A 25,430-nucleotide genomic window follows, 5' to 3' on the forward strand; every position below is an offset into this window, starting at 1 on the left:
TTTTGAATTTGGGTCGTGATCGTTTTTTGTCGCTTTGCTTGGTCGTTTCTTGACGCGCTCAGTAACGGGCGATGACCGGTCCATCGAACTTGTAGCTCGCGCGGACGACGGCCCACTGGATGTCGCGCGGCTTGGCATCGAAGGTGTAGCTGCCGGAGGTACCGCCGAGTTGATAGGTCTGGCTGCCGAAGGCCGCGTAGTTGTATTCGAGGCCGACGATCCAGTTGCGGGTGATGCCGTATTCCCAACCGGCGCCGACGGTCCAGCCGTTGGCCCAGTGGGTCTGACCGCCGGAGCCCGTCGCCGGGGCAACGGTATCGCTGACGCTGAGACGGTTGTTCACGCCGGCATAGCCGCCCTTGACGTAGAACAGGTTGTTCTGCACGGCGAAGCCGGCGCGGCCGACGACGGTCGCGAGCACGTTGGCGCGCCAGGTGAAGATGTCGTCGCCGGCGCCGAAGGCGGTGTTGACGACCGTGCCCTTGTTGTCGAGGCCGGAGATCGTGCCTTCCATGCCGAACACATAGTTGTTAGCCTGCCAGTTGTAGCCGATCTGGGCGCCGCCCATGATGCCCGATTTGCGTTGACGGAAGCCCTCGCCCGGACCGAGATCGCCAAAGGGCGTCGTGTTTCCGCTGTTGATGAACTGCTGGTTGGTCCAGGCGCCACCAATATGGCCGCCGACATAGAAACCGGTCCAGTTGAACAGCGGCTCGACATAAGCGGGCGCCTTCGTGTAGCGCGCACCGAGATCGGCGGCGGAGGCAGCGCCGGTCGAAACCAGAGCGGTCGTGCAGGCGAAGGCGGCAATCAATTTGTTACGCATGGTACACCCCGTGTCCTTTGATGGGTGCACGCTCACACGCAGGTCTTACTCAAATTTGAATCAAGAAAGTTAAGATGCCTGATTGACCTCAGGCGGACCTTGAATCCGTCTGCGCTGTTGCACGCGCGCAACGCATTGCGCGCAATTTAACGCGGCATTATCCCTACCGAATTGCTGCGCTACGGAGCCGGCGCGGCCTTCGACTGCACGTGCTCGGGCCGCACGCCGAGCGCAAGCAGCCGCGCCGGAACGCCCTGCAACCATGGCAGCGCGGTGATGAGGCGCACGACCAGCGGCACTTTCAGCGGCCGGTCGCCGCCCTGCACGGCGCCGCTGATGATGTTGTTCTGCACGGCCACCTGCATGGCTTGCGTCATCTTCACCGGGAATTCACGCCGGCGGCGCACGGCGTCGAGTTCGTTCTCGGACGGGCAGCCGTGCTGAAGCTTGTCGGCGAGCAGGTTGGCGGTCGCGACCGCATCCTGCACGGCGAGATTGACACCGACACCGCCGACCGGCGACATCGCATGCGCGGCATCGCCGATGCAGAGCAGACCCGGCCGCGTCCAGCGCGCCAGACGGTTGATCGCGACGGTGAGCAGCTTGACGTCGTCGAAGCCCTTCACATCGGCAATGCCGCATTCGAGCACCGGCGCCAGGCGCACGATGTCGTCCAGCAGCGCCTGCAATCCCCTCGCCTTCACCGCGTCATATTGTCCCTTGGCAATGACATAGGCGCATTGCCAGTAGTCGCCGCGGTCGAAGGTGATCATCATCTTGCCGGGCTCGACGCGCGCGAACAGGTTCTCGGTCTCGTCCGCTTTGCGGCCGACGCGGAACCACAGCACATCCATCGGCGCGCCGATCTCCTCCACACTGAGCCCCGCGCGCTCGCGTACGGTCGAATGCCGGCCGTCGCAGGCGATGGTGAGATCGGCTTCGATATCGATCGGCCCCTCCGGCGTCTTCGCACGCACGCCGGCGATGGCGTCGCCATGACGGATCAGGTCGACGGCTTCCGCGTTCATCATCACCTTGAGCGAAGCAAAGCGCTTGCCGGCCTCGCGCATGAAATTCAGAAAATCCCATTGCGGCATGAAGGCGATGAACGGGTATTTGGTGTGGAGCCGGCCGAGATCGGCGATGCGCACATGCGTGCCGCCAAACAGGCCGTCCATCTTCTGCAGGCGCTGGTGCGGCAGCTTCAGGAAGGCGTCGATCAGGCCGAGCTCGTCCATGACCTGAAGCGTCGAGGGATGCACGGTGTCGCCGCGGAAGTCGCGGAAGAAATCCGCATGCTTCTCCAGCACCACGACCTTGATGCCGGCGCGCCCCAGGAGATAGCCGAGCATCATGCCCGCAGGCCCGCCGCCGACGATGCAACACCGGACTTTCACGGAACGCGCCTGGAGTGGCTGTGACGCGGCTGGTTCCACGATCGGATCCTCGTTTACGACTTTAGTCCTCTTTGCAGTGCAGCAACATTGAATTGGTTTGCCGCAACGGTGAATGGCCGTTAGCGTTGCAAAGACGTCGATCGATTTCAGGAAGTTGCAGTGCAGACGATTCTCATAGTGCTCGGCATCTGGCTGCTGATCAACGTGCTTTTCGTCGTGATTATGCTGCCGCCGCGCAAGCCGCGGAAGCCGGATCAGCACGGCTCCGGCACGCTCGCGCCGGTGCGGATCGACCAGAACGGCTATCCGTTCGAGGAGCAGGAGAAGTTCCTGCTTCGCCACGTCGTTATCTCGATCGCCATGGGGGCGTTCTTCTCGCTGGCACCGCCCTTGATGGAAGCAATTGACTCCATCAAGCGCGCCATCAGGAAGCGCCGCGGCTGACAGCGTTCCGCGCAGGAACCACTCTCCGCGCCGAGGCGTCGACAGATCCTCAGACCATCCCCGGAGCGCTTAGTTGTTGCTGCGGTTCGCGGTGCGGAAACTCTTGATCTCCGACACGCTGCCGTCGCGATAGGTCAGCTCCACCGAGACGGACTGCGTCGCCGGGGCGAGCTTCATGTAGAGCGGCATGCCGGCGCTGATCGCGCTGGGATCGCGCATGTCGCAGTTCGGCATCTTCAGCACCTGGTTCGGCACGGCGGTGTCGATGCCGATGCGCACCTCGCGGATGGCGCAGCGATACGAAACCAGATGCGTGTAGTAGACCAGCAGCCCGTTGAACTCGCGAAATGACAGCCAGCTCGTCGCGGTCATGTCGAGAATCTTGCGCTGGTCGCGGATCAGCGCGGCCTCAGGATCGAACTTGATCGGAAACGGCCCCTGCATGTCGCCGGACTGGTCGACATAGCGAACCTCGATGGTGCCGGCCTGCGCGTCGGGCGGCAATTCGATCGACGGGTTCGGCATCCGCTTGCGCGTGCGCGGATCGAGCGTGTCGATGAAGCCGGTTTCGCGGAAATCGGCATTGCCGCCCATGCGCCAGGAAATGCCGAGCGTGGGGTCGGCGAAAGAGAACACTACGCTCCAGCCGCCATTGTGCCGCGAGAAGCTCGCGATCGGCGCATTGGTGGTTTCCTCCTTCGGCAGGCGCGGCACCGACACCGGCGGCAGCGCCGCGACCTTCTGCGGCGGAGGATCGGCCGGACGCGCGGTGGCATCCTTGGCGATACCGCTGAGGAAGACGTCGTCGACCATCTGGTCGAAATAAACCGGCACCTGCCTGTGCTTGACGGTGCCGGCCATCTCGCTGACGAGACGGCGGGTCCGCTGCGCCACGTGCACGAGGTTCTCGCCGGGCTCGAGCAGCTCCCTGGCAAAGGTGCGCGTGAACACCGAATTCGGATTGGCGTCGTCGTTGGAGAGACGATCAAGAGCGGTCTGGCGAGGACCTGCCGAGAACACCGAGAACACGCCCTCTGGCAGTTGCGTCATTGGCGCAAGCCCGCCGGAACCTGCGACTGCACGCGTCCCGCTGCGTTCGAACGGATTGTTGCGGCAGGCGTCGAACACCAGGATCGAGGTCCGCGCCTTCTTGTTCTGCAGACGCTCGATGATGCGGTCGGCAAGGATCGAGGCGTCGCGCACCAGCTCTTCCTGCCCTTCCGTCGCCGCCGGCACGTCGGTCGGCAGCAGATAGTTCTGGCCCGCGATCTCGAAACCGTGGCCAGCGTAGAAGAAGAACGCGGTATCGCCAGGCTCGACGGTCCGGTCGAAGGCGAGCAATGTCTCGGAGAATTGCTGCCGGCTCTGGTTCTCGGCGACCATCACCGAGAAGCCGAGCTGCTTGAGCGTATCGCCCATGGTGCGGGCGTCGTTGACGGCCTTGAGCAGTTTCGGGACGTTCCTGTAGTCGTTGTTGCCGACGACGAGCGCGACGCGCTTCTCGGCATGGGCCGGAAGCGCGATCGCGCTCAGGCTCGCCGCAAGGCCGAGTGCTGCCAGAATTCTGAAAGGCCGACGCGTCATCGCAAAATTCCCGTTGCAGGACGGCGCTCCGCCGGATCCTTCGAACAGAGGTTCATTGGAACCGTCCGCCGCTGATGTGATAGTCGGTCCAGCCATATCGACGGTTCAACAGGCAATCGCCTCCGGTTCCATCAAACCCCTATGGCAGATTCCTCCGGAATCTGCTTTTTCTCAGACAATCATCTTGGGCAATTGCACTGGAAGCGGGGGCTGCCGTGTATCGCTGGTGTACCGACGAAGTCGAACCGCATGACCGCTTCGACTATTGGCGCGAAGTGCGCTCCAAAGGCCTGTTCGGCGTCACCGCCGAGCTAGAACGCGAACGGCGCGGCGACTTCTACGGCGAATTCTCGCTGCGCCAGATCGGCGGCGGCGGCCTCGTCGAGTTGAAGGCCTCGCACTATACGGTCGAGCGCAGCACCTCTGACATCGCTTACGCGCCCGGCGACAGTATCTGCGTCTACCAACAGCTTGGCAGCGGCGGCTGGTTCGGCGGCATGCGCGCAGGCGATTTCGCGATCGCCAATGGCAGCTTCGCCACCAGCCATACCGACCAGCCCTATCGCACCGCGCCGCTTGGCGCAGGCGGCTTTCACCTGCGGATCCTGAGAATCCCCGTGAGCGGCCTCTCGACCCAGGACAAGCGCATGCGTGAGCTTGGGCCCCGGCGGTTCGACGATCCGAACCTGGCGCCCCTGCTCGCTGCCTGCTTTGCCGACCTTGGCGAGGCCGCCGCGGGCGACGACGGCGCCACCGGTGAAACCGCTGTGGTCCAGGCCTCCCTGGTTCAGGCGCTCGGCCATCTGGCGCTGATCGAGCGCGGCATTTTGCGGCCCGGCAGCCGGCTCGGACAGGCGGCGCTGCGGACCGCGCGCCTCTCGCAAGCACGGCGCCTAATCGCGCGCCACCTGCAAGACCCAGATCTGACACCGACGATGGTGGCCGCCCTGCTCGGCGTGTCCGTGCGTCACCTGCATATGCTGTTCGAATCTGCGGCAAAGAGCTTCTCGCAGACCGTGACCGACGAGCGCCTGAAACAAAGCCGCCGCCTGTTGCGCGAGGCGCCAAACCGGCTGATCGCCGATATCGCGACCTCCTGCGGCTTCGAGAGCCTGGCGACCTACTATCGGGTTTTCAACGCCGCCTACGGGATGGCCCCGGGCGATTTCCGCGCCCAGGCGGCGCGTTAGCGTTCTGGCCACGGCTGCAGGCCGGATTACGGCCGGGGCGGAAAACACCAGTCGCGCCCGCTATTTGGACGAAAAGCTCAGGTTTTTTAGGGTCTTCCCGCGCCCGCTCCATTGACTTTGCCCGATTCCCGCCTATGTTCCGAAGCGACGCGGCTCAAATCGAAGACCGATTCCTGAGCGTTGCGCTTGGTTCGCGTGAGTCAGCACCCCCAGCTTCTTTGAGAGCGCGCCGTTTCGGGGTGGAACGCGACAGCCTTAATTACCCTCGATTCCGAACGGCGGTTTCGAGCAGAGGCTCAATGTCCTTTTCAAATCTCGGACTATCCGAAAAAGTCCTCGCCGCAGTGGCGGCCACAGGTTACACCACCCCCACCCCCATCCAGGAACAGGCGATCCCCCACGTCCTCGCCCGCAAGGACGTGCTCGGCATCGCCCAGACCGGCACCGGCAAGACCGCGGCCTTCGTGCTGCCGATGCTCACCATCCTCGAAAAGGGCAGAGCCCGAGCGCGCATGCCGCGCACGCTGATCCTGGAGCCGACCCGCGAGCTTGCGGCGCAGGTGAAGGAAAACTTCGACCGCTACGGGGCCGGCCAGAAGCTCAACGTCGCCCTCCTGATCGGCGGCGTGTCGTTCGGCGACCAGGATGCCAAGCTGACGCGCGGCGTCGATGTCCTGATCGCAACGCCCGGCCGCCTGCTTGACCATACCGAGCGCGGCGGTCTGTTGCTCACCGGCGTCGAGCTGCTCGTCATCGACGAGGCCGACCGCATGCTGGACATGGGCTTCATTCCCGACATCGAACGCGTCTGCAAGCTCGTCCCGTTCACGCGGCAGACCCTGTTCTTCACCGCGACCATGCCGCCGGAGATCCGGCGCATCACCGAGACCTTCCTGCACAATCCGCAGAAGGTCGAAGTGTCCAAGCCCGCCACCACCGCCGTGACCGTCACGCAGTGTCAGGTCCCCGCCGGGCGCGAGGCGCATGAGAAGCGCGAATTATTGCGACGCCTGCTGCGCGAGGCGAAGGATCTCCAGAACGCGATCATCTTCTGCAATCGCAAGCGTGAAGTCGCCGTCGTACACAAATCGCTGCAGAAGCACGGTTTCAGCGTCGGCGCCCTGCACGGCGACATGGACCAGTCGGCCCGCACGGCGGCGCTCGAACAGTTCCGCAAGGGCGAGCTGCCGCTGCTTGTGGCCTCTGACGTCGCCGCCCGGGGCCTCGACATCCCCGAGGTCAGCCACGTCTTCAATTTCGACGTTCCCCACCATCCCGACGATTACGTCCATCGCGTCGGCCGTACCGGCCGCGCCGGCCGCACCGGCACCGCGATCTCGCTCGTGACACCGCTCGACCAGAAGTCGATGGTCGCGATCGAGAAGCTGATCGGCCAGACCATTCCGCGCGCCGAGGGCGAATACGAAGTGAGCGCCGACGGCGCCGAGCAGAGCGAGCATCCGCGCGAGCAGCGTGGCCGCGAACGTTCGCGCGGCGGACGCGGCAAGCCGCAACGCGGCCGCGGCGACCGTGAACGCGGCCACGAGCCGCGCGAAGCGCGTGGCGAGGCGAGACACGCTTCTGAGCCGAAGCCTGCAGCAGAAGCGCGGCCGGCCCCCGAGGCGAGGCCTGCACGCGAAGCAAGGCCTCCGCGTGAGGCCCGGGCCTCCTCCGAGCCGCGTCACAGCTCGCGCCCGCAAGCCAATACGGCGCATGTGCCCTCGATCGGGCGTCCCGAGCCGCGCCGCCAGCGCGACGCTGACAGCGAGCCCGGCGATCATTCGCATCTTCCGGCGTTTCTGCTCCGGCCGGTGCGCTCCCCCGCCGGCGCCTGAACGACGATGCACCGGAGTCGCGGTTGAGCAGGATCGCCGCGACACTTTTTCTGATGCATTGAAGCCCGTATATTTACTGGCCGTTCACAAACACCCGTTAGCCTACGAACATAATTTAAGCATTGCAGCGACCGGCCGCGCACCGATCGCCGTGGGGAATGTTCCGTGGTCAAGGTGCTCGACGAACACGAACGCACGATGGCGTTTGCCGAAGTGGCGCTCGGTCAGATCCGGTCGCTTCGGCAAACCGCGATCCCTCGCAATTACGAGATCTGGTACGTCTACGCCACCGGCTATAACGCTCCGCTCAACAAGATCATCAACGAGACGCTGGCGCGCCACGGCAAGCTGACCGAAGGCGATCTCGAGCAGATCTACGAGACCTATCTCTCCCACATCAAGACCACCGACCGCATCGACAAGGTGGGTGCGCGCGTCATCGGCGAGATCGATGACGTGATGAAGGTCTTGAGCGAAGCGCTCGGGATGACCGGCTCCTACGATGCCAGCCTGTCGGGCGCGACCGAAAGACTCTCGTCGGCCAAGAGCCGAGAACAGATCGCCTCGATCGTCGAGACGCTGCTGCGTTCGACCACGGAGATGCGCGAGACCAACAAGGCGCTCGAAGACCGGCTCACGCTGTCGAAGAACGAGATCAGCAATCTCCAGCAGAGCCTCGAGGCGATCCGCGCCGAGAGCCTGACCGATCCGCTCACGGGGCTCGGCAACCGCAAATATTTCGATCGCATGATCGGCATGGCCGTGCAGAACGCGCTTGCGTCGGGCGAGCCGCTCTCACTGCTGCTGTTCGACATCGACCACTTCAAGTCGTTCAACGATTCCTACGGTCATCTCACCGGTGACCAGGTGCTGCGGCTCGTCGGCCTGTCGCTGAAGCAGACCATCAAGGGCCAGGACATCACTGCTCGCTATGGCGGCGAGGAATTCGCGGTGGTGCTGCCCAGCACCGCGCTGCGCCAGGCCCTGACGGTGGCCGACCACATCCGCCGCGCGGTGATGGCGAAGGAATTGAAGAAGAAGTCGACCGGCGAGATCCTCGGCCGCGTCACCATCTCCGTCGGCGTCTCCATGCTCAAGCAGGGCGACGACACCGACGCGCTGATCGAGCGCGCGGATGCCTGCCTCTACGCCGCCAAGCGCAACGGCCGCAACCGCGTGATCTGTGAAGCCGATCCGGAATTCGCTGTCGAGACTCACAGCCGGGTGGCGTGACGCCGAAGCGGCGCGCGCTTGACATTCAAACCTCACGAACGACATCTTCCTCGCCGTCTCACCGCGACCATCCAGAGGACTCGTCGTCGTGCCCAACCCTCATGACTTTCACACCCCGCAACCGTCCTACACCAGGGACGAGCTGCTGAGATCGAGCGAAGGCGGCTATTTCGGCCCGGGCAATGCGCAACTGCCTGCACCGCCCATGCTGATGATGGACCGCATCACCGAGATCAGCGTGGACGGCGGCGAATTCGGCAAGGGCCACGTCACGGGCGAGCTCGACATCGCACCAGGCCATTGGTTCTTCGATTGCCACTTTCGCGGTGATCCGATCATGCCGGGAAGCCTCGGCCTCGATGCGATGTGGCAGATGATCGGCTACTGGCTCGGCTGGTCGGGGTCCCCGGGCAAGGGCCGCGCCATCGGCGTCGGCGAGGTGGAAGCCACGGGATTGATCACGCCGGACACAGCATGCGTGCGCTACGAGGTCGCCATGCGTATGGTCCGGCGCGGCAAGCTGGTGCTCGGAATTGCCGACGGCCGCGTGCTTGCTGACGGCCTCTGTGTTTTCACGGCCAAGGATATGAGGGTTGGCCTGACGAAAGCCGCGGATTAGTCCTCAGGCCTGTAGGGTGGGCAAAGGCGCGCAGCGCCGTGCCCACCATCTCGGCATCACTATGTCGAACGGTGGGCACGCTTCGCTTTGCCTACCCTACGAACTGCTTTCTTGGCCGGACGCTTCTCTGCAACGGCCTTCTTCGGCGCCGCCTTTTTCGCCGCTTTCTTCTTCGGCCGCTTCACCTTGGCGCGCTGGGCGGCGGCGAGCGCAGCCCTCGCCCATCTGACGAGATCCTCGGAATCGTCGAACAGGCGCGCCGGCAACTCCCAGTAGGAGTTGACCGTCACGGTCTTGGCAGGGGTCGAATACTGGAACGGCTTTGAGCCTTCAGCTTCATAGTCCGGGATGGTCGCCTCGTCGGCGCGGAAGAACAGGCCGGCGCGCAAGGCGAGCGCGAAGTTGATACCGTCGGCGGAGATGCCGTAGCCGGAAAACATCTTTCGGATGGCGACGGGGCCGAAATCGGCGAACAGGTCGATCAGGAATTCGCGGTCCATAGGAGGCTTCCCTGCGCAAGCAAGTGAGCCTTCATAGCATTCTGACCATTGCGAGCGAAGCGAGACGCCCGGCCTACCCGTCGATCTGGGCCGGTCGCAGCTCGACCGATTCGCCGCAGCCGCAGGCGGAGACCTGGTTGGGGTTGTTGAAGACGAACTGGGCCTGCATCTTGTCGGCCTTGTAGTCCATCTCCGTGCCGAGCAGGAACAGCACGGCCTTGGGGTCGACCAGGATCTTGACACCCTTGTCCTCGACGACCTCGTCGGTCGGGCGGACATCATGGGCATATTCGACCGTGTAAGACTGGCCGGCACAGCCGCCGTTCTTCACGCCGACGCGCAGGCCGACGATCTCGGAGTCCGCACGCTGGGTCAGCTCGCTGATGCGCTGGGCGGCAGCGTCGGTCAGCCGCATCACCTGCGGGCGTGGCCGCCGCGGCTTGGGAGTGGATGCTGGTGTCGAGCCTGACGATATCTGGGTCATGTCAATGATGTGGTCCGTTGCGGCGCGAATTCAATGCCGAGGATTCAAAGCAGGCGTTACGCGTCACCACATGTTGAGCACGAGGCGGGCCTCGTCGCTCATGCGTTCGGGGGTCCAGGCCGGCTCCCAGACGACCTTGACGTCGACCACGCCGACGCCGGGAACGCTGGCGACCGCGTTTTCGACCATGGTCGGCAGTTCGCCGGCGGCCGGACAGTTCGGCGTCGTCAGAGTCATCTGGACGTCGACCGAGCGGTCGTCCTTGATCTCGACCTTGTAGATCAGGCCGAGCTCGTAGATGTCGGCCGGAATTTCCGGATCGAACACGGTCTTGAGGCCGGCGATGATCTCGGTGGTGAGACGCTCGGTTTCCTCCGGCGGCAGCGCCGAATGGGTCTCCATCGGATTGGCTTTGATTTCGGCCGTGTCACTCATGCGAACAAATCCCGCGCTTTCAAAAGCGCCTGTGCCAGATGATCGACTTCTTCCCGCGTATTATACATGCCGAACGAGGCCCGGCAGGTGGCCGTGACGTTGAACCGCTCTAAAAGCGGCATCACGCAATGGGTGCCGGCGCGCACCGCGATGCCCTGGCGGTCGATCACGGTGGCGACGTCGTGGGCGTGGGCGCCCCTAAGCTCGAACGAGATCACCGGGCCCTTGCCCCGCGCGGTGCCGATCAGCCGCAGCGAGTTGATCTCGCGCAGCTTCTCCTGGGCGTAGGTGACCAGATCGTGCTCGTGCGCGGCGATGCGCTCCTTGCCGATCGAGTTGACGTAATCGATGGCCGCGCCAAGGCCGACCGCCTCGACGATCGCGGGCGTGCCGGCCTCGAACTTGTGCGGGGGATCGCCATAGGTGACGATGTCGCGCGAGACCTCGCGGATCATCTCGCCGCCGCCGTTGAAGGGGCGCATCGCGACGAGGTGGTCGTACTTGGCCCAGAGCACGCCGATGCCGGTCGGGCCATAGACCTTGTGGCCGGTGAAGACGTAGAAGTCGCAGCCGATGTCCTGGACGTCCACGGGCAGATGCACCGCAGCCTGGCTGCCGTCGACCAGCACGGGAATGCCGCGGGCGTGGGCTATCTTCACGACGTCCTTGACCGGCACGATGGTGCCGAGCGCGTTCGACATCTGCGTGATCGCGACCAGCTTGGTCTTGGCGGTCAGCAGCTTCTCGAACTCGTCGATCAGGAAATTGCCCTCGTCGTCGACCGGCGCCCATTTGATCACCGCGCCCTGGCGTTCCCTGAGGAAATGCCACGGCACGATATTGGAATGGTGCTCCATGATCGAGATGACGATCTCGTCGCCCTCTTTGAGGTTCGGCCCGCCCCAGGACGACGCAACCAGATTGATCGCCTCCGTCGCGTTGCGGGTGAAGATCACTTCCTCGGTCCGCGGCGCATTGATGAACTGCGCGACCTTGGTGCGGCCGCCCTCATAGGCTTCCGTCGCGGCGTTGGCGAGGTAATGCAGACCGCGATGCACGTTGGCGTATTCGCTCGTATAGACCTGCGTCATGCGGTCGAGCACGGCGCTCGGCTTCTGCGCGGACGCGGCGTTGTCGAGATAGACCAGCGGCTTGCCGTAGACCTGCATGGCGAGCGCCGGGAAGTCCTGGCGCACGCGCGCGACGTCATAGGCGCCGTTCCTGACCGCGGGATGTGTGCTCATTGGCGCCGCTCCAGCCAGCGCTCGGCAATGCCGATCACGTGCTCGCGCAAGCCGTCGTCGGCGATCTGCTCGATGGCTTCACCGACGAAGGCCTGGATCAGCAGCGCCTGGGCCTGCTTCTCGGGCAGGCCGCGCGCCTTCAGGTAGAACAGCAGGTTGTCGTCGAGCGCGCCGGCGGTGGCACCGTGGCCGCAGGAGACATCGTCGGCGAAGATTTCCAGCTCGGGCTTGTTGTCGGCCTCGGCTTCGTCCGAGAGCAGCAGCGCGCGGATCATCATCTTGCCGTCGGTCTTCTGCGCGTCGGGACGGACGATGATGCGGCCCTGGAACACCGAATGGGCACGATCATCCAGCACGGCGCGGAAGATTTCGCGGCTGACGCAGTTCGGCACGGCGTGGTCGACGATCAGCGTGGTGTCGCCATGCTCGGTATTCTGCAACAGGTTCACGCCATTGACCGAGAGGTCACTGCCCTCGCCCGCCAGCGTGATGAAGCCTTGCAAGCGGCTGACGGCAGCTCCGGTGGTCATGTTGAAGAAATTCAGCTTCGAGTTCGCACCGACCGTGACGAATTGCGAGGTGATGTTCACGGCGTCAGGCGCATCGTCCATCAGGCGAATATGCGCCACGTCAGCGTTGTCGCCGACCGTGACAATGACGGCGTCGCTGACCTGGTAGGCTTTCGCACCAGCCGCGACGAAGGTCTCGATGATGGTGGCGCGGGCGCCGTCCCCGACCTTCACCTGCGAACGGGTGAAGGTCGACACGGAAGCGGCGGTCGCGACGTGGATGATCTGGATCGGCGCTGACAGCTGTGCGCCGTCCACGATCGACAAGACAACGCCGTCGGTCGCCAACGCGGCATTCAGCGCGATCACGGCATCCGTGGCTGCGGTCTTCAGAACATCAGAACTCTTGTCCAGCGTCTCCCGCAACGTCCCAAAGCCCGCCTCGGCAGCCAGCGCCTTGGCGTCGGAGAGATCGGCCGCGAACACGCCGTCGACCAGAACCAGCTTGCGGGCGCCATTGATCGCATGCGCCTTCACGGCGTCCGCGGCAAGTTTCAGCGCAGCTGCATCGGGCGCGGCCGCAAGCGGCAGCACCTCGCCGACCAGCGCGCGCAGATCGGTGTACTTCCATTCCTCGATCCGGCGGTGCGGCAGGCCGAGACGCTCATAGGTCTCGAACGCCTCGCGGCGCGCCGCGATCACGGAAGGCGAACCCGGCAGCCGACCTTCGGCACTGGCGAAGAGATCGCTCACCGCGCGGCCGTTTCCGGTCTTTGCCACAGCAACGTTCATCGCAAAATTCCTTACGCGGCGTCCTCGAACTGGGCGTAGCCGGACGCCTCCAGCTCGAGCGCCAGTTCCTTGCCGCCGCTCTTCACGACACGGCCCTTCGACATCACGTGCACGATGTCCGGCACGATGTAGTTCAGGAGCCGCTGATAGTGGGTGATGACGACCATCGCGCGCTTGGGCGAGTGCAGCGCGTTGACGCCGTCGGCCGCGATGCGCAGCGCGTCGATGTCGAGGCCCGAATCCATCTCGTCGAGGATGCAAAGGCTCGGTTCGAACAGCGCCATCTGCAGCACCTCGTTGCGCTTCTTCTCGCCGCCGGAGAAGCCGACATTGACGCCGCGCTTGAGCATGTCCTGCGGGATGTTCAGCGACTTCGAGACCTCTCGGACCTTCTTCAGGAAGTCCGGCGTCGAATATTCGCTCTCCCCGCGCGCCTTGCGCTGCGCGTTCAGTGCGGTGCGCAGGAACGTCATGGTGGCAACGCCGGGAATCTCGACCGGATACTGGAACGCCAGGAACACGCCCTTGGCCGCGCGCTCTTCCGGTTTCATCTCCAACAGGTCTTCGCCCTTGAACAGGATCTGGCCGCCGGTGACCTCATAGCCCGGCTTACCGGCGATGACGTGGGAGAGCGTCGACTTGCCGGAGCCGTTCGGCCCCATGATGGCGTGGATCTCGCCCTCGTTCACGGTCAGCGTCAGGCCGTGGAGAATCTCACGCTCCTCGACACGAACCTGCAGGTCTTTCACTTCAAGCAAAGCCATCTTGGTATCCAGTTTATTCAATTGATGCATGGAGCGCCGCAGCGCACCGCGAGGGTCGGAGCTAACCGACCGACCCTTCGAGCGAGATCGAGATCAGCTTCTGCGCTTCCACCGCGAATTCCATCGGCAGTTGCTGCAGCACGTCCTTGACGAAGCCGTTCACGACGAGGCCGACCGCTTCCTCCTGCGAAAGGCCGCGCTGGATGCAGTAGAACAGCACGTCCTCGGAGATCTTAGAGGTCGTGGCCTCGTGCTCGAACGTCGCCGAGGAGTTCTTGGCCTCGATGTACGGCACGGTGTGCGCACCGCATTTGTCGCCGATCAACAACGAATCGCAGGCCGTGAAATTGCGCGCGCCGGTGGCCTTGCGGTGCGCCGTCACGAGCCCGCGATAGGTGTTCTGCGACTTGCCGGCGGCGATGCCCTTGGAGATGATCCGGCTCGACGTGTTCTTGCCGAGATGGATCATCTTTGTGCCGCTGTCGACCTGCTGATACCCGTTCGAGATCGCGATCGAATAGAACTCGCCGCTGGAATTGTCGCCGCGCAGAATGCAGCTCGGATATTTCCAGGTGATGGCAGAGCCGGTCTCGACCTGGGTCCAGGAGATCTTGGAGCGGTTGCCGCGGCAGTCGCCACGCTTGGTGACGAAATTGTAGATGCCGCCCTTGCCCTCCGAATTGCCGGGATACCAGTTCTGCACCGTCGAATATTTGATCTCGGCGTCGTCGTGCGCGACGAGTTCGACCACGGCGGCGTGCAGCTGATTCTCGTCGCGCTGCGGCGCGGTGCAGCCTTCGAGATAGCTGACGTAAGAGCCCTTGTCGGCGATGATCAGCGTGCGCTCGAACTGGCCGGTGTTGCGCTCGTTGATGCGGAAATAGGTCGACAGTTCCATCGGGCACCGCACACCCGGCGGCACGTAGACGAACGAGCCGTCGGAGAACACCGCCGAGTTCAGCGTCGCGTAGAAATTGTCCGAGGTCGGAACCACCGATCCCAGATATTTCTGCACCAGTTCAGGATGCTCGCGGATCGCCTCCGAGATCGGCATGAAGATCACGCCGGCCTTCTTCAGTTCGGCCTTGAAGGTGGTCGCAACCGAGACCGAATCGAACACGGCGTCAACCGCGATCTTGCGCCTGTTGGGGTCTTGCTCGCCGGGCTTGGGCTCGACGCCTTCGAGCATGGCGACTTCCCGCAAGGGTATGCCGAGCTTCTCATAGGTCTTGAGGATCTCCGGATCGATCTCGTCGAGCGAGGTGATCGTCTTCTTCGGCTTGGGCGCCGAATAGTAATAGAGGTCCTGGAAGTCGATTTTGGGATAGTCGACGCGGGCCCAGGTCGGCTCGGTCATGGTCAGCCAACGCCGATAGGCCTCGAGCCGCCACTGGAGCATCCAGGCGGGTTCGTTCTTCTTCTCGGAGATGAACTTGACGGTCTCTTCCGACAGCCCCTTGGGGGCCTTGTCGGACTCGATCAGGGTCTCAAACCCATAACGATACTGATCGACGTCGATGCGCTTCACGCGATCGACCGTCTCTTGCACGGCTGGCATTCTATCCTCCGCTCGCGGTTTCAAGGACCGCGGTGGATCAAACTCTGACGAGTATTACGATGTCTTTTGGCAGAAAGCACGTGCTTAGAACCGTTCAAGCCGTGTTTCATCGCCTAGGCTCTAAGTAGGGTATTACCAAGCTTTCGCCAAGCCTCTAACGCCCAGTTGATGTCATCGGGTTCCGTGGACCAGCCCAGACTGAGACGCACCGCTCCCTGGGCCACGGCGGCATCATACCCCATCGCCGCCAGCACGTGGGATGGCTGCACCTTGCCCGAGGAGCAGGCCGAGCCCGAGGACACCGCCACGCCTTCGAGGTCGAAGCCGATCACGGCGGTCTCGGCCTTCAGGCCAGGCGCGGTAAACAGAACGGTATTTGGCAACCGCTGAACGTCCTCGGCGAAGACCATCGCGCCGGCAATCGCGCGAATACCGTTTTCCACGCGATCCCTGAGGGTTGCTATCCGCTCCGCATCCTCCGGCAGAGCCTGAAGGGCGACTTTCACCGCCGCCCCGAAGCCGGCGATACCCGCGACATTCTCGGTTCCCGCACGGCGGTTCTGCTCCTGCCCGCCGCCCCGCAGCACCGGTTCAAGCCCGGCAATTCCCTCCGCCACGACCAGCGCACCCACGCCCTTGGGGCCGCCGATCTTGTGCGCAGAAAAAGTCGTAAGGTCGGCCCCCACTGCATTGATATCGAACGGAATCTTCCCAAGCGCCTGGATCGCATCGACATGCAGCAGGCCGCCGGCCTCGTGAACGATCCGAGCGGCCTCCGTGACCGGCTGGATTGCCCCCGTCTCGTTGTTGGCCGCCATGATCGAAACCAGTGCCGGCGGCCCGTCTCCGAGCAGCGCCTTGAGATGGCCGCGGTCGATCACGCCGGAGCCTGAGACCCTGATCTGGCCGATTTTGTCCGCTGGGAACCGGCCGCCTGCCAGCACCGAGGCATGCTCGATCGCCGAGACCAGCAGCCGCTCGACACGGCCGCCAGACGGCCCCCGCAAGCCGGGCGACAGCGCCAGCGCATTGGCCTCGGTTCCGGCGGAGGTGAAGACGACGTTGCGCGGCAACGCCCCCACCGCCGCCGCAAGTGTGGCGCGGGCGTCCTCGACCAGCCGCCTAGCCTCGCGCCCCTCGGCATGGACCGAGGAGGGATTGCCGATCAGATCGTAAGCGGCGAGCATCGCGGCCCGTGCCTCGACGCGAAGCGGCGTGGTCGCATTCCAGTCGAGATAAACGCGCTTTGGCATGAAAGTAATATATTACCTCAGGGGCGAGAGTTGCTTCACCCGTTTCAATGCCCGACATGGGCTGCTGCCAGCCGCTTGGCAACCATGATTCCGGTCGGCGCCGAGTCATGACATGCCGGTGACACGCTAACACCTTGACCCCATTGCGGGATGTTCAAGATGCTTGCTTTTTGACCCACGCCTCATGTTAGAACGCGCGCGTCAGTTCACCGCGCGCCGCTCGCGCATCATCCGAGGGCGCCGCTCCACCCTTCCATTCGCGGCTTGGTCGGCACAGCAGCCGATGAAGTCCGTGCCATCGGTTGGTTGTTGAGGACCGCCTTCAAGGGATCAAGAGATCATCCATGCCTGAAGTTATTTTCACTGGCCCCGCTGGCCGCCTCGAAGGCCGCTATCACCCGGCCAAGCAGAAGAACGCGCCGATCGCGATGGTCCTGCATCCGCATCCGCAGTTTCACGGCACGATGAATCATCAGATCATCTACCAGTGCTACTACGCGTTCGCGCATCGCGGCTTCTCGGTGCTGCGCTTCAACTTCCGCGGCGTCGGCCGCAGCCAGGGCTCGTTCGACCACGGCACCGGCGAATTGTCGGATGCGGCGGCCGCGCTCGACTGGGCGCAGACCATCAATCCCGAAGCGCGCGCCTGTTGGGTCGCCGGCTTCTCCTTCGGCGCCTGGATCGGCATGCAGCTGCTGATGCGCCGCCCCGAGGTCGAAGGCTTCATCTCGATCGCGCCGCCGGCCAATCTCTATGACTTCTCGTTCCTTGCGCCCTGCCCGTCCTCAGGGCTCATCGTGCATGGCGAGAAGGATGCGGTGGTGCCGCCCAAGGACGTCAACACGCTGGTCGAGAAGCTGAAGACGCAGAAGGGCATCGTGATCGACCAGCAGATCATCCCCGGCGCCAACCACTTCTTCGACGCCAAACTCGAGCCGCTGATGGAAACCATCACCGCCTATCTCGACATGCGTCTGGCCAACGTGCGCTAAGCGAGCTTCAGCGCGACGATCCCCATCAAGACGAGCGCGATGCCCGCAAGCTTCATCGCGCTCAAGGTCTCGCCGAACAGCACGACGCCCATGATGAAGGTGCCGGCAGCGCCAATACCGGTCCACACCGAATAGGCAACGCCAACTTCGAGCACCTTCAAGGCGCGTCCGAGCAGAACGACGAAGGCGGCGAGCAGCACGAGCGAGATGATGCTCCAACCGACACGCGTGTAGCCTTCTGCGTACTTCATCGAGATCGCCCAGCCGACATCCAGCGCGCCGGCGATCACCAGCATCACCCAGGCCACAGATTGCGACATCGGCGTGCGCTCAGGCTGCGAGCTTGAGGACATGCGCGTCGTGCCGCACGAGGAAAGCGCGGAGCAACTCCGGATAATTCGAGTCAACCGCTGAGCGCACGCTCGGACGCTTCGCCAGTTCTGCTCGCCATGCCCGCACCTTCGGCACATCCCTGAAGATATTGTGTTCGGTCAGTTCGTCGAACAGATCGAAATAGCGGAAGACGGGCGCGAATACCGCGTCGACCAGGCTGAACGGATCGCCGGCGAAATAAGGACCCTCGCCAAGCGCGGCCTCGACCCGCGCGAATTTCGCCACGAGCGCCTGCCGCTTGCTCTCGAACGTCGCAGGATCGGTCGTCGTCTCCAGCCCCCAGAGATCGCCGAGGATCGCCGAGCCGAACTCCATCCAGGCGCGGTGCTCGGCACGCTTCAATGCATCGGCCGGATGCAGTTTCGTGCCGCCTTGCGTCTCCTCGATGTACTCGCAGATGACGTTGCTCTCGAACAGCGCGACCTCGCCCTTGTCGGTCGTCACCACCAGCACCGGCACCTTGCCGAGTGGCGAGAGTTTCAGGAACCAGTCGGGCTTGTTGGCGAGATCGATGTCGACGCGCTCGAACGGCACGCCCTTCTCTTTCAGAGCGATCACGGCGCGCTGCACATAGGGACAAAGCTTGTGGCTGATCAGTTTCAGGGAAGCGGTCATGACAAAGATCCCGGCGGTTTGATGCAATTGCGCCCAAGATAGATGCAATTGCATGCACTCGTCAAGATCAATGCAGTTGCATTAATCACCCGTGACGGCTCAGGGCCTCGCAATCACTCCGCCAGTCATCGGCATCGGCACGCCCGTAGTGGCGGGATAGGACAGCGGCAGGCCTTTCAGGCCGCGCGCGGCGAGGAAGCCGAAGGCCTGGGCCTCGATCGCGTCGGAGGCCCAGCCGAGCGTCTCGGCGGCCTCGACCGCGGCTGAACCGACCCGCTCCCGCAGCATCCGCAGCATGGTGAGGTTGCGGGCGCCGCCGCCGCAGACGATCCAGCTTCGCGGCCGCCGCGGCAGCAGCGGAATGACGCGGGCAATTGCCGCCGCGGTGAAGGCGGTCAGCGTCGCGGCACCGTCGGCCGGCGCCACATCGCCGAGCTTCAACGCGGCAAAGTCGTTGCGGTCGAGCGATTTCGGCGGCAGGCTCGCGAAAAACGGCAGCTCCAGCGCGCGCGCGATCCAGGCCTCGTCGGCCTTGCCGAGCGCGGCGAACTTGCCTTCCGCGTCGAACGCCTGATTCATGATGCGGTACATGAAATCGTCGAGCAGCGCGTTGCCGGGCCCGGTGTCGCAGGCGATCAGCGTGTCGTTGCCGTCGATATAGGTGATGTTGGAGACGCCGCCGATATTGACCACGACGATCGGTCCCTCGCGCTCCAGCGAGTTGGCGAGTGCGCGGTGGTAGACCGGCACCAACGGCGCGCCCTGCCCGCCGGCCTCGACGTCGGCGGCGCGGAAATCGTGCATCACGGGAATATGGATCGCTCTCGCCAGCGCCGGCGCATCGCCGATCTGCACCGTCAGCCGCCGCTCGGGCCGGTGCAGCACGGTCTGGCCGTGGAAGCCGACGATGTCGATGTCCTCCGGCCTCATCCGGTTCTGGGCCACGAACGCCGAGACCGCCTCGGCATGCGCCAGCGTCACCACGCGCTCGGCCTCAGCCAGAATGCCCGGCCGGGCGTCGCGCTGCGGCAGGTGCACGGCCTCGCTCAGCGCCTGGCGCAGCAGATTGCGCTCCGCCGGACTATACGGCCGGTAGCCGGATGGTCCGAACGCTTTCACCTGTCTTCCGTCGGTTTCGATCAGCGCGACGTCCACCCCGTCCAGCGAGGTGCCGCTCATCAAACCGAGTGCCGTCAACATCATCTCAAGCGAGCCTCGAAGCCCCCTGCCCGGACGCCCGGCTTGTATCAAACAAGCACATCTTATAATGCCACAGCGCGCATTTTTGCGGCAGCCCGGTTCGTGCCGGTTCCGCAACTTGCGGCAATGATCGTAAAATAAGAATGATCAGGTTCGCCGACAGATGACTGCATTTAAATCGGATTTCCTCAATACCCTCAAGGAACGTGGATTCATCCACCAGTGCTCCGATTTCGAGGGGCTGGACGCGCTCGCCGCCAAGGGCGAGGCGATCGCCTATGTCGGCTACGATTGCACCGCCCGCTCGCTGCACATCGGCAACTATTTGACCATGATGATGCTGCACTGGCTGCAGCAGTCCGGCAACAAGCCGATCACGCTGATGGGCGGCGGCACCACCATGGTCGGCGATCCCTCCGGCAAGGACGAGACGCGCGCGATGCGCACCGTCGCCGAGATCGAGGCCAACAAGGCCTCGATCCGCGGCGTGTTCGCCAAGGTGCTGAACTACGGCGACGGCAAGAGCGACGCCATCATGCTCGACAACGCCGAGTGGCTGACCAAGCTGAACTGGATCGAGATGCTGCGCGACGTTGGCCGGCACTTCTCGGTCAACCGCATGCTGACCATGGACTCCGTGCGGCTGCGCCTCGAGCGCGAGCAGGAGATGAGCTTCATCGAGTTCAACTACATGGTCTGCCAGGCCTACGATTTCGTCGAGCTCGCCAAGCGCACCGGCTGCCATTTGCAGATGGGCGGCTCGGACCAGTGGGGCAACATCATCATGGGCGTCGATCTCGGCCGCCGCATGGGCACTCACCAGCTGTTCGCGCTGACGACGCCGCTGCTGACCACGGCATCCGGTGCCAAGATGGGCAAGACCGCGCAGGGCGCGGTGTGGCTCAACGCCGACCAGTTCTCGCCCTATGATTTCTGGCAGTACTGGCGCAACACCGAGGACGCCGATGTCGGCAGGTTCCTGAAGCTGTTCACGACGCTGCCGATGAGCGAGATCAAGAAGCTCGAAGCGCTCGGCGGCTCGGAGATCAACGAGGCCAAGAAGGTGCTCGCGACCGAAGCGACCGCATTGCTGCACGGCCCGGACGCCGCCAACGAGTCAGCCGAAACCGCGCGACGCACCTTCGAGGAAGGCGCGCTCGCCGAGAGCCTGCCGACTGTGGAAGTTCCGCGCGGCGAGCTCGACGCCGGCCTCGGCGTGCTCAACGCCTTCGTCAAGGCCGGCCTCGTCGCCTCCAACGGCGAGGCGCGGCGCCAGATCAAGGGCGGCGGCCTGCGCGTCAACGACGAGCCCGTCACCGACGAGAAGATGGCGCTGTCTGCGGACAGCCTGACGCCGGAAGGCGTGATCAAGCTGTCCTTCGGCAAGAAGAAGCACGTCCTCATCCGGCCTGCATAGGCGTATGAGCTTTTGATGCTTGTCAGGGCGCGCCGAAGCGCGCTCCCTGACGGGCAATGGACCAGAACACGCCGAGGGAAACGACCAGGGACAACGGAGCTGCGATGCAGCAGGGCGCGGTGCGCACCGCGCTCATTGTGCTCGCGCTGTGCTTCACACTGGCTGTGCTCGGCCGGGGCCTCAGTGAAAGCTTCACCGTCTTCCTCAAGCCGATCTCGGAAAGCTTCGGCTGGGACCGTGCGCAGGTCGTCTCGATCTACTCGCTGACCTGGCTCATCAGCGGACTGACCGCGCCGCTGGTCGGACGCCTGTTCGATCATTCCGGACCACGCATCGTCTATGCGCTCGGACTGTTCCTGCTCGGTTCGGCCTTTCTGATCGCGGCGCACGCGCAATCGCTCTGGCAGTTCCAGCTCTCGATCGGATTGTGCGTCGGCGTCGGCGTCGCCTTCATCGGCAATGTGCCGAACTCGATCCTGCTCGGCCGCTGGTTCGGCCCAAAGCTGCCGACCGCGATGGCGGTGGTGTACTCGGCGATGGGCGGCGGCGTGCTGGCGCTACTGCCGGCCTCTCAGCTCCTGATCGATCATATCGGCTGGCGCGAGACCTACCAGCTGTTCGGCTTCGCCTCGCTCGGCCTGCTGGTGCCGTTGCTGCTGTTGCCGTGGCGGTTGTTCGCGTCGGGCTCGCCGCATGTCGCCAAGAAGACCGATCCCGATTTCGTCGACCACGGCTGGACGCTGGTGAGCGCGATGCGACACCACGCCTTCTGGGCGCTGTTCTCGACCTTCTTCTTCACCGCTGTCGGCATGTATGCGATCGCGGCACAAATCGTGGCCTATCTGATCGATGCCGGCTTCGCGCCGCTCCAGGCCGCAACCGCCTGGGGCTTTTCCGGTGTCGTGCTGGTGTTCGGCATGCTCGGGGTTTCCGCGCTCGACGGGCTGATCGGGCGCCGGCCGTCCGTGCTGCTCAGCTACGCGATCTCGATCATCGGCATCTTCCTGCTCTGGCTGCTGCAGTATTATCCGAACGTCATCCTGCTCACCGGATTCGTCGTCTGCTTCGGCAGCATGATGGGCTCGCGCGGGCCGCTGATCACGGCAACCGCGATGAAGATCTTTCGGGGCAAGCGCGTCGGAACCATCTTCGGCACCATCTCGATCGGCAGCGGCCTCGGCTCGGCGTTCGGCTCCTGGAGCGGTGGCCTGATCCATGACGCGACCCACGGCTACAACGCGCTGCTCGTCTTCGCACTCGCGAGCGTGGTGCTCGGGATGATCCCGTTTCTCGTCGTGCCCGCTTTGCGGCGCTAGGTCTCCCGGAGGTAACCTGATCGCATTTGCGTCACCGGGAAATTACGGACAGATGCGACGCGAACACACGCAAAAAACCGGTTCGCCGGTGGCTGAAAGTGCAGCCTGCGGTGTTTTGTCCGACATGACAAAAATGTCAGCGCGAATCGAGCTTGGGCGGCTTGCGGGGTGGAACTGAATGCGGTCCAAGTCGCAGCCATTGGATGGAGGGCACAAACCAATGAACTTTCCCTATCTCGTTCGCTTTCAACCGGTTCTCTTGAGCCTGTTTCGCTTCATCACCGGCCTGCTGCTGTTTCAGTACGGCGTCGCCAAGCTGTTCAAGTTTCCGGTGCTCCCCTACTTCGCGAACATCCCCCCGCTGATCTACGCGGCCGGCACGATCGAGCTCGTGCTTGGCGCGCTCCTGATGATCGGCCTGTTCACCCGTCTCGCGGCATTCATTCTCTCGGGTGAGATGGCCTTCGCCTACTTCATGGGCCACATGCTCAAGGGCGACACGCCGGTGTTCCTGCCGCTGCTCAATGGCGGCACCGCGGCGATCCTGTTCTGCTTCGCCTGCCTCTACCTCTCGGCAGCCGGCGGCGGTTCGGTCAGCGCCGATGCGGCGATGAGCAAGGACTAGCGGGTCGACCAGCAACGCATTGCGCTATGCTCACGCGAGCGCAATTAACCCACAAGTAACGGATGGCATCGGCAGCCTTGCCGGTGTCATCTAGCGCGAGCCCAGCACGTTCCAGATCAGGACGAGCGCCGCTGCGAGCAGCACGGACATGACGAAGCGGTGAGCGAATCGGCCCATTGCCGCTCCTGCCAGGCTCGCTGACCACCAAAGTCTGAGATCGGTCGTCGCCAGCATCCGCGCTGGCGTGCGCCGATGCATGTCGGTTCGTCTGCACAATTGCGCACATGGCTGCGAACGGTCACGCGCGCGGCAGGCCGCCGCATGGCTATGTTCATGATTGGTAAGAACTTCATGCTACCGATGCGAGCAATAACAACCATTTCGTAGAGGCTGCGATGAAGTTGCTGAGCCACCTGAAGATCCGCACCAAGCTTGCCAGCATGGTCTGCCTTGCGGCTCTCACCGTCACGGCCATCATCGCGGTCTCGGGCTTCCTCAGCAAGAGCCGCATGATGGAGGACCGGGTCCAGCAGATGAAGACCGCGGTCGATATGCTCTACAGCCTCGCCCAGTCGGTTCAAGACGACGTCACCGCCGGCAAGATGACGCAGGCCGAGGCCAAGGCTCAGTTCCATATTCGCGGTCGCCAGATGAGCTTCAACGCCGGCCAAGGCTACCCGGTCGTCTACAACGCCGACACATCCATCATCGTCAACGGCGCCAACCAGAAGCTCGAAGGCAAGATCACCGGCGCGACCGATTCCAACGGCGTCCTGATCGCCGACGCGATCATCAAGGCAGGCGACCTGTCCGCACAGGGCGGCGTGACGTCCTACCTTTATCCCCGCCCCGGACAAACCGAGGCCGTCCGCAAGACCGTGTTCGCGCGCAAGTTCGCGCCCTGGAACGCGACCATCAGCTACGGCCTCTATGTCGACGATATCGACGCCGACGTGCGCGCGCTCACGCTGGAGCTGGCCGCGGTCGGCCTTGGCCTGATGCTGCTGATGGCCACGCTGTCCTGGCTGATTGCCCGTGACGTGTTGAGCGCGCTCGACCGCCAGAAGACCCGCATGCAGGAGATCGCCGAGGGCGCCATCGACAAGCCGGTCGAGGAGACCGATCGCGGCGACGAGATCGGCCGCATGGCCGAGACGCTCGAAGTGCTGCGCCAGACCGCCCTGACCGCCCGCATGCTCGAAGCCGAGCAGGTCGCCACCAAGACCCGCAGCGAGCAGGAGAAGCGCGACGCGCTGATCTCCCTTGCCGACCGCTTCGACGCTTCCGTCGGCCAGCTCGTCGGCCTGATGGCCTCGGGCTCCGGGGAGCTGGAGACGACCGCCAAGTCGATGTCGTCCACGGCTGAAGGCACCAACCGCCGCGCCGCCGTGGTCGGCTCGGCCGCCACCGAAGCCAGCCAGCGCGTCCAGACTGTCGCCGCGGCCGCCGAAGAGCTGTCCTCCTCCATTACCGAGATCAGCCGCCAGGTCGCGCAATCCGCGGAAGTCACCGGCCGCGCCGTGGACAGCGCGCGCCGCACCGACACCATCGTCCGCGCACTGTCTGACGGTGCCCAGCAGATCGAGCACGTCGCCGAGCTGATCTCCAGCATCGCGGCACAGACCAATCTGCTCGCGCTCAATGCTACGATCGAGGCTGCCCGTGCCGGTGAGGCCGGCCGCGGCTTTGCCGTCGTCGCCTCCGAGGTGAAGTCGCTGGCGAGCCAGACCGCGGAAGCCACCCGTGAGATCGGCGACAAGATCGCCCAGATTCAGGGCGCGACCAAGGAGGCCGTGGACGCGATCGGCGGCATCACCGCCACCATCGAGGAGGTCAGCCGCATCGCGACCTCGATCGGCGCGGCCATCGAAGAGCAAGGCGCCGCCACCGCGGAGATCGCCCGCAGCGTCTCGCAGACCGCGGAGGCGACCAAGGAGGTCACCACCAATATCGGCGGCGTCAGCACGGCGGCGAACGAGACCGGCAACGCCGCCGGCATGGTGCTCGCGGCCGCCTCGAACCTCTCCAAGCAGGCCGAGCAGCTCTCCGGCGAAGTCGGCACCTTCCTGGCCGGCGTGCGCGCGGCATAAGCTTCCGCGCTAATATCTCCACACGCGTCATGGCCGGGCTCGTCCCGGCCATCCAAGTTCTCAGCGCATCCAGAAAGAAAGTTCGTGGATGCCCGGGACACGCCCGGGCATGACG

General features: G+C 64.2%; 24 protein-coding genes. 10 read left to right on the top strand and 14 right to left on the bottom strand.

The window, feature by feature from the left end; genetic code table 11:
• Window positions 1-58: 58 nt before the first annotated feature.
• Together WHZ77_RS18205 and WHZ77_RS18210 are read right to left on the bottom strand one after the other, a co-directional pair.
• On the bottom strand, window positions 59-826 hold the full coding sequence (locus WHZ77_RS18205) for an outer membrane protein (RefSeq protein WP_375309196.1): 768 nt from the start codon (window positions 824-826) through the stop codon (window positions 59-61).
• Window positions 827-1,005: 179 nt separating this feature from the next.
• Window positions 1,006-2,181, bottom strand: coding sequence for an FAD-dependent oxidoreductase (locus WHZ77_RS18210; RefSeq protein WP_375314758.1), 1,176 nt, complete (start codon window positions 2,179-2,181; stop codon window positions 1,006-1,008).
• A gap of 201 nt (window positions 2,182-2,382) precedes the next feature.
• On the opposite strand from WHZ77_RS18210, the gene WHZ77_RS18215 reads away from it, so the two are divergent.
• The gene (locus WHZ77_RS18215; RefSeq protein WP_375309197.1) at window positions 2,383-2,667 is read left to right on the top strand and encodes a hypothetical protein; all 285 of its coding nucleotides are present in this window, start codon (window positions 2,383-2,385) and stop codon (window positions 2,665-2,667) included.
• A gap of 69 nt (window positions 2,668-2,736) precedes the next feature.
• On the opposite strand, the gene WHZ77_RS18220 is transcribed toward WHZ77_RS18215, so the two are convergent.
• Window positions 2,737-4,251 (bottom strand): caspase domain-containing protein, encoded by a 1,515-nt coding sequence (locus WHZ77_RS18220; protein WP_375309198.1) that lies wholly within the window; start codon window positions 4,249-4,251, stop codon window positions 2,737-2,739.
• 215 nt (window positions 4,252-4,466) lie between these two features.
• Here WHZ77_RS18220 and WHZ77_RS18225 point away from each other — a divergent pair, with 215 nt between their 5' ends.
• From WHZ77_RS18225 to fabA, 4 genes are all read left to right on the top strand, one after another.
• Complete coding sequence (locus tag WHZ77_RS18225; RefSeq protein WP_375309199.1) at window positions 4,467-5,441, top strand: AraC family transcriptional regulator; 975 nt, start codon at window positions 4,467-4,469, stop codon at window positions 5,439-5,441.
• Window positions 5,442-5,740: 299 nt separating this feature from the next.
• Complete coding sequence (locus tag WHZ77_RS18230) at window positions 5,741-7,276, top strand: DEAD/DEAH box helicase (protein WP_375309200.1); 1,536 nt, start codon at window positions 5,741-5,743, stop codon at window positions 7,274-7,276.
• Window positions 7,277-7,441: 165 nt separating this feature from the next.
• Window positions 7,442-8,509 carry a GGDEF domain-containing protein gene (locus WHZ77_RS18235; protein ID WP_375309201.1) on the top strand — a complete coding sequence of 356 codons (1,068 nt, stop codon included), beginning with the start codon at window positions 7,442-7,444 and terminating at the stop codon, window positions 8,507-8,509.
• Between the two features lie 88 nt (window positions 8,510-8,597).
• Window positions 8,598-9,128, top strand: a complete 531-nt coding sequence (gene fabA, locus WHZ77_RS18240) for a bifunctional 3-hydroxydecanoyl-ACP dehydratase/trans-2-decenoyl-ACP isomerase (RefSeq protein ID WP_375309202.1) — start codon at window positions 8,598-8,600, stop codon at window positions 9,126-9,128.
• A 59-nt stretch (window positions 9,129-9,187) separates the two neighbouring features.
• Here fabA and WHZ77_RS18245 read toward each other — a convergent pair whose 3' ends face one another.
• The 8 genes from WHZ77_RS18245 to WHZ77_RS18280 form a co-directional block, all read right to left on the bottom strand.
• The gene (locus tag WHZ77_RS18245; RefSeq protein WP_375309203.1) at window positions 9,188-9,628 is read right to left on the bottom strand and encodes a TfoX/Sxy family protein; all 441 of its coding nucleotides are present in this window, start codon (window positions 9,626-9,628) and stop codon (window positions 9,188-9,190) included.
• Window positions 9,629-9,701: 73 nt separating this feature from the next.
• Window positions 9,702-10,112 carry an iron-sulfur cluster assembly accessory protein gene (locus WHZ77_RS18250; RefSeq protein ID WP_083926365.1) on the bottom strand — a complete coding sequence of 137 codons (411 nt, stop codon included), beginning with the start codon at window positions 10,110-10,112 and terminating at the stop codon, window positions 9,702-9,704.
• Between the two features lie 63 nt (window positions 10,113-10,175).
• Window positions 10,176-10,547 carry an SUF system Fe-S cluster assembly protein gene (locus WHZ77_RS18255; RefSeq protein ID WP_015686425.1) on the bottom strand — a complete coding sequence of 124 codons (372 nt, stop codon included), beginning with the start codon at window positions 10,545-10,547 and terminating at the stop codon, window positions 10,176-10,178.
• On the bottom strand, window positions 10,544-11,791 hold the full coding sequence (locus WHZ77_RS18260) for a cysteine desulfurase (RefSeq protein ID WP_375309204.1): 1,248 nt from the start codon (window positions 11,789-11,791) through the stop codon (window positions 10,544-10,546). The genes WHZ77_RS18255 and WHZ77_RS18260 overlap by 4 nt, the downstream gene beginning before the upstream one ends.
• On the bottom strand, window positions 11,788-13,092 hold the full coding sequence (gene sufD, locus WHZ77_RS18265; protein ID WP_375309205.1) for a Fe-S cluster assembly protein SufD: 1,305 nt from the start codon (window positions 13,090-13,092) through the stop codon (window positions 11,788-11,790). The genes WHZ77_RS18260 and sufD overlap by 4 nt, the downstream gene beginning before the upstream one ends.
• Window positions 13,093-13,103: 11 nt before the next feature.
• Window positions 13,104-13,856, bottom strand: a complete 753-nt coding sequence (gene sufC / locus WHZ77_RS18270) for a Fe-S cluster assembly ATPase SufC (protein ID WP_375309206.1) — start codon at window positions 13,854-13,856, stop codon at window positions 13,104-13,106.
• Between the two features lie 61 nt (window positions 13,857-13,917).
• Window positions 13,918-15,414: a Fe-S cluster assembly protein SufB gene (sufB, locus tag WHZ77_RS18275; protein ID WP_375309207.1), complete on the bottom strand. Its 1,497-nt coding sequence runs from the start codon at window positions 15,412-15,414 to the stop codon at window positions 13,918-13,920.
• Window positions 15,415-15,527: 113 nt separating this feature from the next.
• Window positions 15,528-16,667, bottom strand: a complete 1,140-nt coding sequence (locus WHZ77_RS18280; RefSeq protein ID WP_375309208.1) for a cysteine desulfurase family protein — start codon at window positions 16,665-16,667, stop codon at window positions 15,528-15,530.
• A 344-nt stretch (window positions 16,668-17,011) separates the two neighbouring features.
• Between WHZ77_RS18280 and WHZ77_RS18285 the strand changes: the two genes are divergently transcribed.
• Window positions 17,012-17,659 (top strand): alpha/beta hydrolase, encoded by a 648-nt coding sequence (locus tag WHZ77_RS18285; RefSeq protein WP_015686431.1) that lies wholly within the window; start codon window positions 17,012-17,014, stop codon window positions 17,657-17,659.
• Here the strand turns inward: WHZ77_RS18285 and WHZ77_RS18290 are convergent.
• The 3 genes from WHZ77_RS18290 to WHZ77_RS18300 all read right to left on the bottom strand — a co-directional run bounded on the left by WHZ77_RS18290 (window position 17,656) and on the right by WHZ77_RS18300 (window position 19,870).
• Window positions 17,656-17,979, bottom strand: a complete 324-nt coding sequence (locus tag WHZ77_RS18290; RefSeq protein WP_375309209.1) for a DMT family transporter — start codon at window positions 17,977-17,979, stop codon at window positions 17,656-17,658. The genes WHZ77_RS18285 and WHZ77_RS18290 overlap by 4 nt on opposite strands.
• A 10-nt stretch (window positions 17,980-17,989) precedes the next feature.
• Complete coding sequence (locus WHZ77_RS18295; RefSeq protein ID WP_375309210.1) at window positions 17,990-18,667, bottom strand: glutathione S-transferase family protein; 678 nt, start codon at window positions 18,665-18,667, stop codon at window positions 17,990-17,992.
• A 99-nt stretch (window positions 18,668-18,766) separates the two neighbouring features.
• Entirely contained in the window at window positions 18,767-19,870 is a 1,104-nt protein-coding gene (locus WHZ77_RS18300) for an anhydro-N-acetylmuramic acid kinase (protein ID WP_375309211.1), read from the bottom strand.
• 160 nt (window positions 19,871-20,030) lie between these two features.
• Between WHZ77_RS18300 and tyrS the strand changes: the two genes are divergently transcribed.
• The 4 genes from tyrS to WHZ77_RS18320 all read left to right on the top strand — a co-directional run bounded on the left by tyrS (window position 20,031) and on the right by WHZ77_RS18320 (window position 25,315).
• Window positions 20,031-21,284, top strand: a complete 1,254-nt coding sequence (gene tyrS, locus WHZ77_RS18305; protein WP_375309212.1) for a tyrosine--tRNA ligase — start codon at window positions 20,031-20,033, stop codon at window positions 21,282-21,284.
• 56 nt (window positions 21,285-21,340) lie between these two features.
• Window positions 21,341-22,600 (top strand): MFS transporter, encoded by a 1,260-nt coding sequence (locus WHZ77_RS18310; RefSeq protein ID WP_375309213.1) that lies wholly within the window; start codon window positions 21,341-21,343, stop codon window positions 22,598-22,600.
• A gap of 220 nt (window positions 22,601-22,820) precedes the next feature.
• Window positions 22,821-23,225 carry a DoxX family protein gene (locus tag WHZ77_RS18315; protein WP_375309214.1) on the top strand — a complete coding sequence of 135 codons (405 nt, stop codon included), beginning with the start codon at window positions 22,821-22,823 and terminating at the stop codon, window positions 23,223-23,225.
• Between the two features lie 395 nt (window positions 23,226-23,620).
• Window positions 23,621-25,315: a methyl-accepting chemotaxis protein gene (locus tag WHZ77_RS18320; protein ID WP_375309215.1), complete on the top strand. Its 1,695-nt coding sequence runs from the start codon at window positions 23,621-23,623 to the stop codon at window positions 25,313-25,315.
• The last annotated feature ends 115 nt before the right edge of the window (window positions 25,316-25,430 follow it).

The organism is Bradyrhizobium sp. A5 (assembly GCF_042076515.1).
GTDB classification, from domain to species: Bacteria; Pseudomonadota; Alphaproteobacteria; order Rhizobiales; family Xanthobacteraceae; genus Bradyrhizobium; species Bradyrhizobium cosmicum.

Excerpts from the sequence above, each read along its gene's own strand:
- WHZ77_RS18205 (WP_375309196.1), bottom strand. The coding sequence starts at position 826 with ATGCGTAACAAATTGATTGCCGCCTTCGCCTGCACGACCGCTCTGGTT.
- WHZ77_RS18210 (WP_375314758.1), bottom strand. The coding sequence starts at position 2,181 with ATGATGCTCGGCTATCTCCTGGGGCGCGCCGGCATCAAGGTCGTGGTG.
- WHZ77_RS18220 (WP_375309198.1), bottom strand. The coding sequence starts at position 4,251 with ATGACGCGTCGGCCTTTCAGAATTCTGGCAGCACTCGGCCTTGCGGCG.
- WHZ77_RS18230 (WP_375309200.1), top strand. The coding sequence starts at position 5,741 with ATGTCCTTTTCAAATCTCGGACTATCCGAAAAAGTCCTCGCCGCAGTG.
- WHZ77_RS18245 (WP_375309203.1), bottom strand. The coding sequence starts at position 9,628 with ATGGACCGCGAATTCCTGATCGACCTGTTCGCCGATTTCGGCCCCGTC.
- WHZ77_RS18250 (WP_083926365.1), bottom strand. The coding sequence starts at position 10,112 with ATGACCCAGATATCGTCAGGCTCGACACCAGCATCCACTCCCAAGCCG.
- WHZ77_RS18255 (WP_015686425.1), bottom strand. The coding sequence starts at position 10,547 with ATGAGTGACACGGCCGAAATCAAAGCCAATCCGATGGAGACCCATTCG.
- WHZ77_RS18260 (WP_375309204.1), bottom strand. The coding sequence starts at position 11,791 with ATGAGCACACATCCCGCGGTCAGGAACGGCGCCTATGACGTCGCGCGC.
- sufD (WP_375309205.1), bottom strand. The coding sequence starts at position 13,092 with ATGAACGTTGCTGTGGCAAAGACCGGAAACGGCCGCGCGGTGAGCGAT.
- sufC (WP_375309206.1), bottom strand. The coding sequence starts at position 13,856 with ATGGCTTTGCTTGAAGTGAAAGACCTGCAGGTTCGTGTCGAGGAGCGT.
- sufB (WP_375309207.1), bottom strand. The coding sequence starts at position 15,414 with ATGCCAGCCGTGCAAGAGACGGTCGATCGCGTGAAGCGCATCGACGTC.
- WHZ77_RS18280 (WP_375309208.1), bottom strand. The coding sequence starts at position 16,667 with ATGCCAAAGCGCGTTTATCTCGACTGGAATGCGACCACGCCGCTTCGC.
- WHZ77_RS18285 (WP_015686431.1), top strand. The coding sequence starts at position 17,012 with ATGCCTGAAGTTATTTTCACTGGCCCCGCTGGCCGCCTCGAAGGCCGC.
- WHZ77_RS18290 (WP_375309209.1), bottom strand. The coding sequence starts at position 17,979 with ATGTCGCAATCTGTGGCCTGGGTGATGCTGGTGATCGCCGGCGCGCTG.
- WHZ77_RS18295 (WP_375309210.1), bottom strand. The coding sequence starts at position 18,667 with ATGACCGCTTCCCTGAAACTGATCAGCCACAAGCTTTGTCCCTATGTG.
- WHZ77_RS18300 (WP_375309211.1), bottom strand. The coding sequence starts at position 19,870 with ATGATGTTGACGGCACTCGGTTTGATGAGCGGCACCTCGCTGGACGGG.
- tyrS (WP_375309212.1), top strand. The coding sequence starts at position 20,031 with ATGACTGCATTTAAATCGGATTTCCTCAATACCCTCAAGGAACGTGGA.
- WHZ77_RS18310 (WP_375309213.1), top strand. The coding sequence starts at position 21,341 with ATGGACCAGAACACGCCGAGGGAAACGACCAGGGACAACGGAGCTGCG.
- WHZ77_RS18315 (WP_375309214.1), top strand. The coding sequence starts at position 22,821 with ATGAACTTTCCCTATCTCGTTCGCTTTCAACCGGTTCTCTTGAGCCTG.
- WHZ77_RS18320 (WP_375309215.1), top strand. The coding sequence starts at position 23,621 with ATGAAGTTGCTGAGCCACCTGAAGATCCGCACCAAGCTTGCCAGCATG.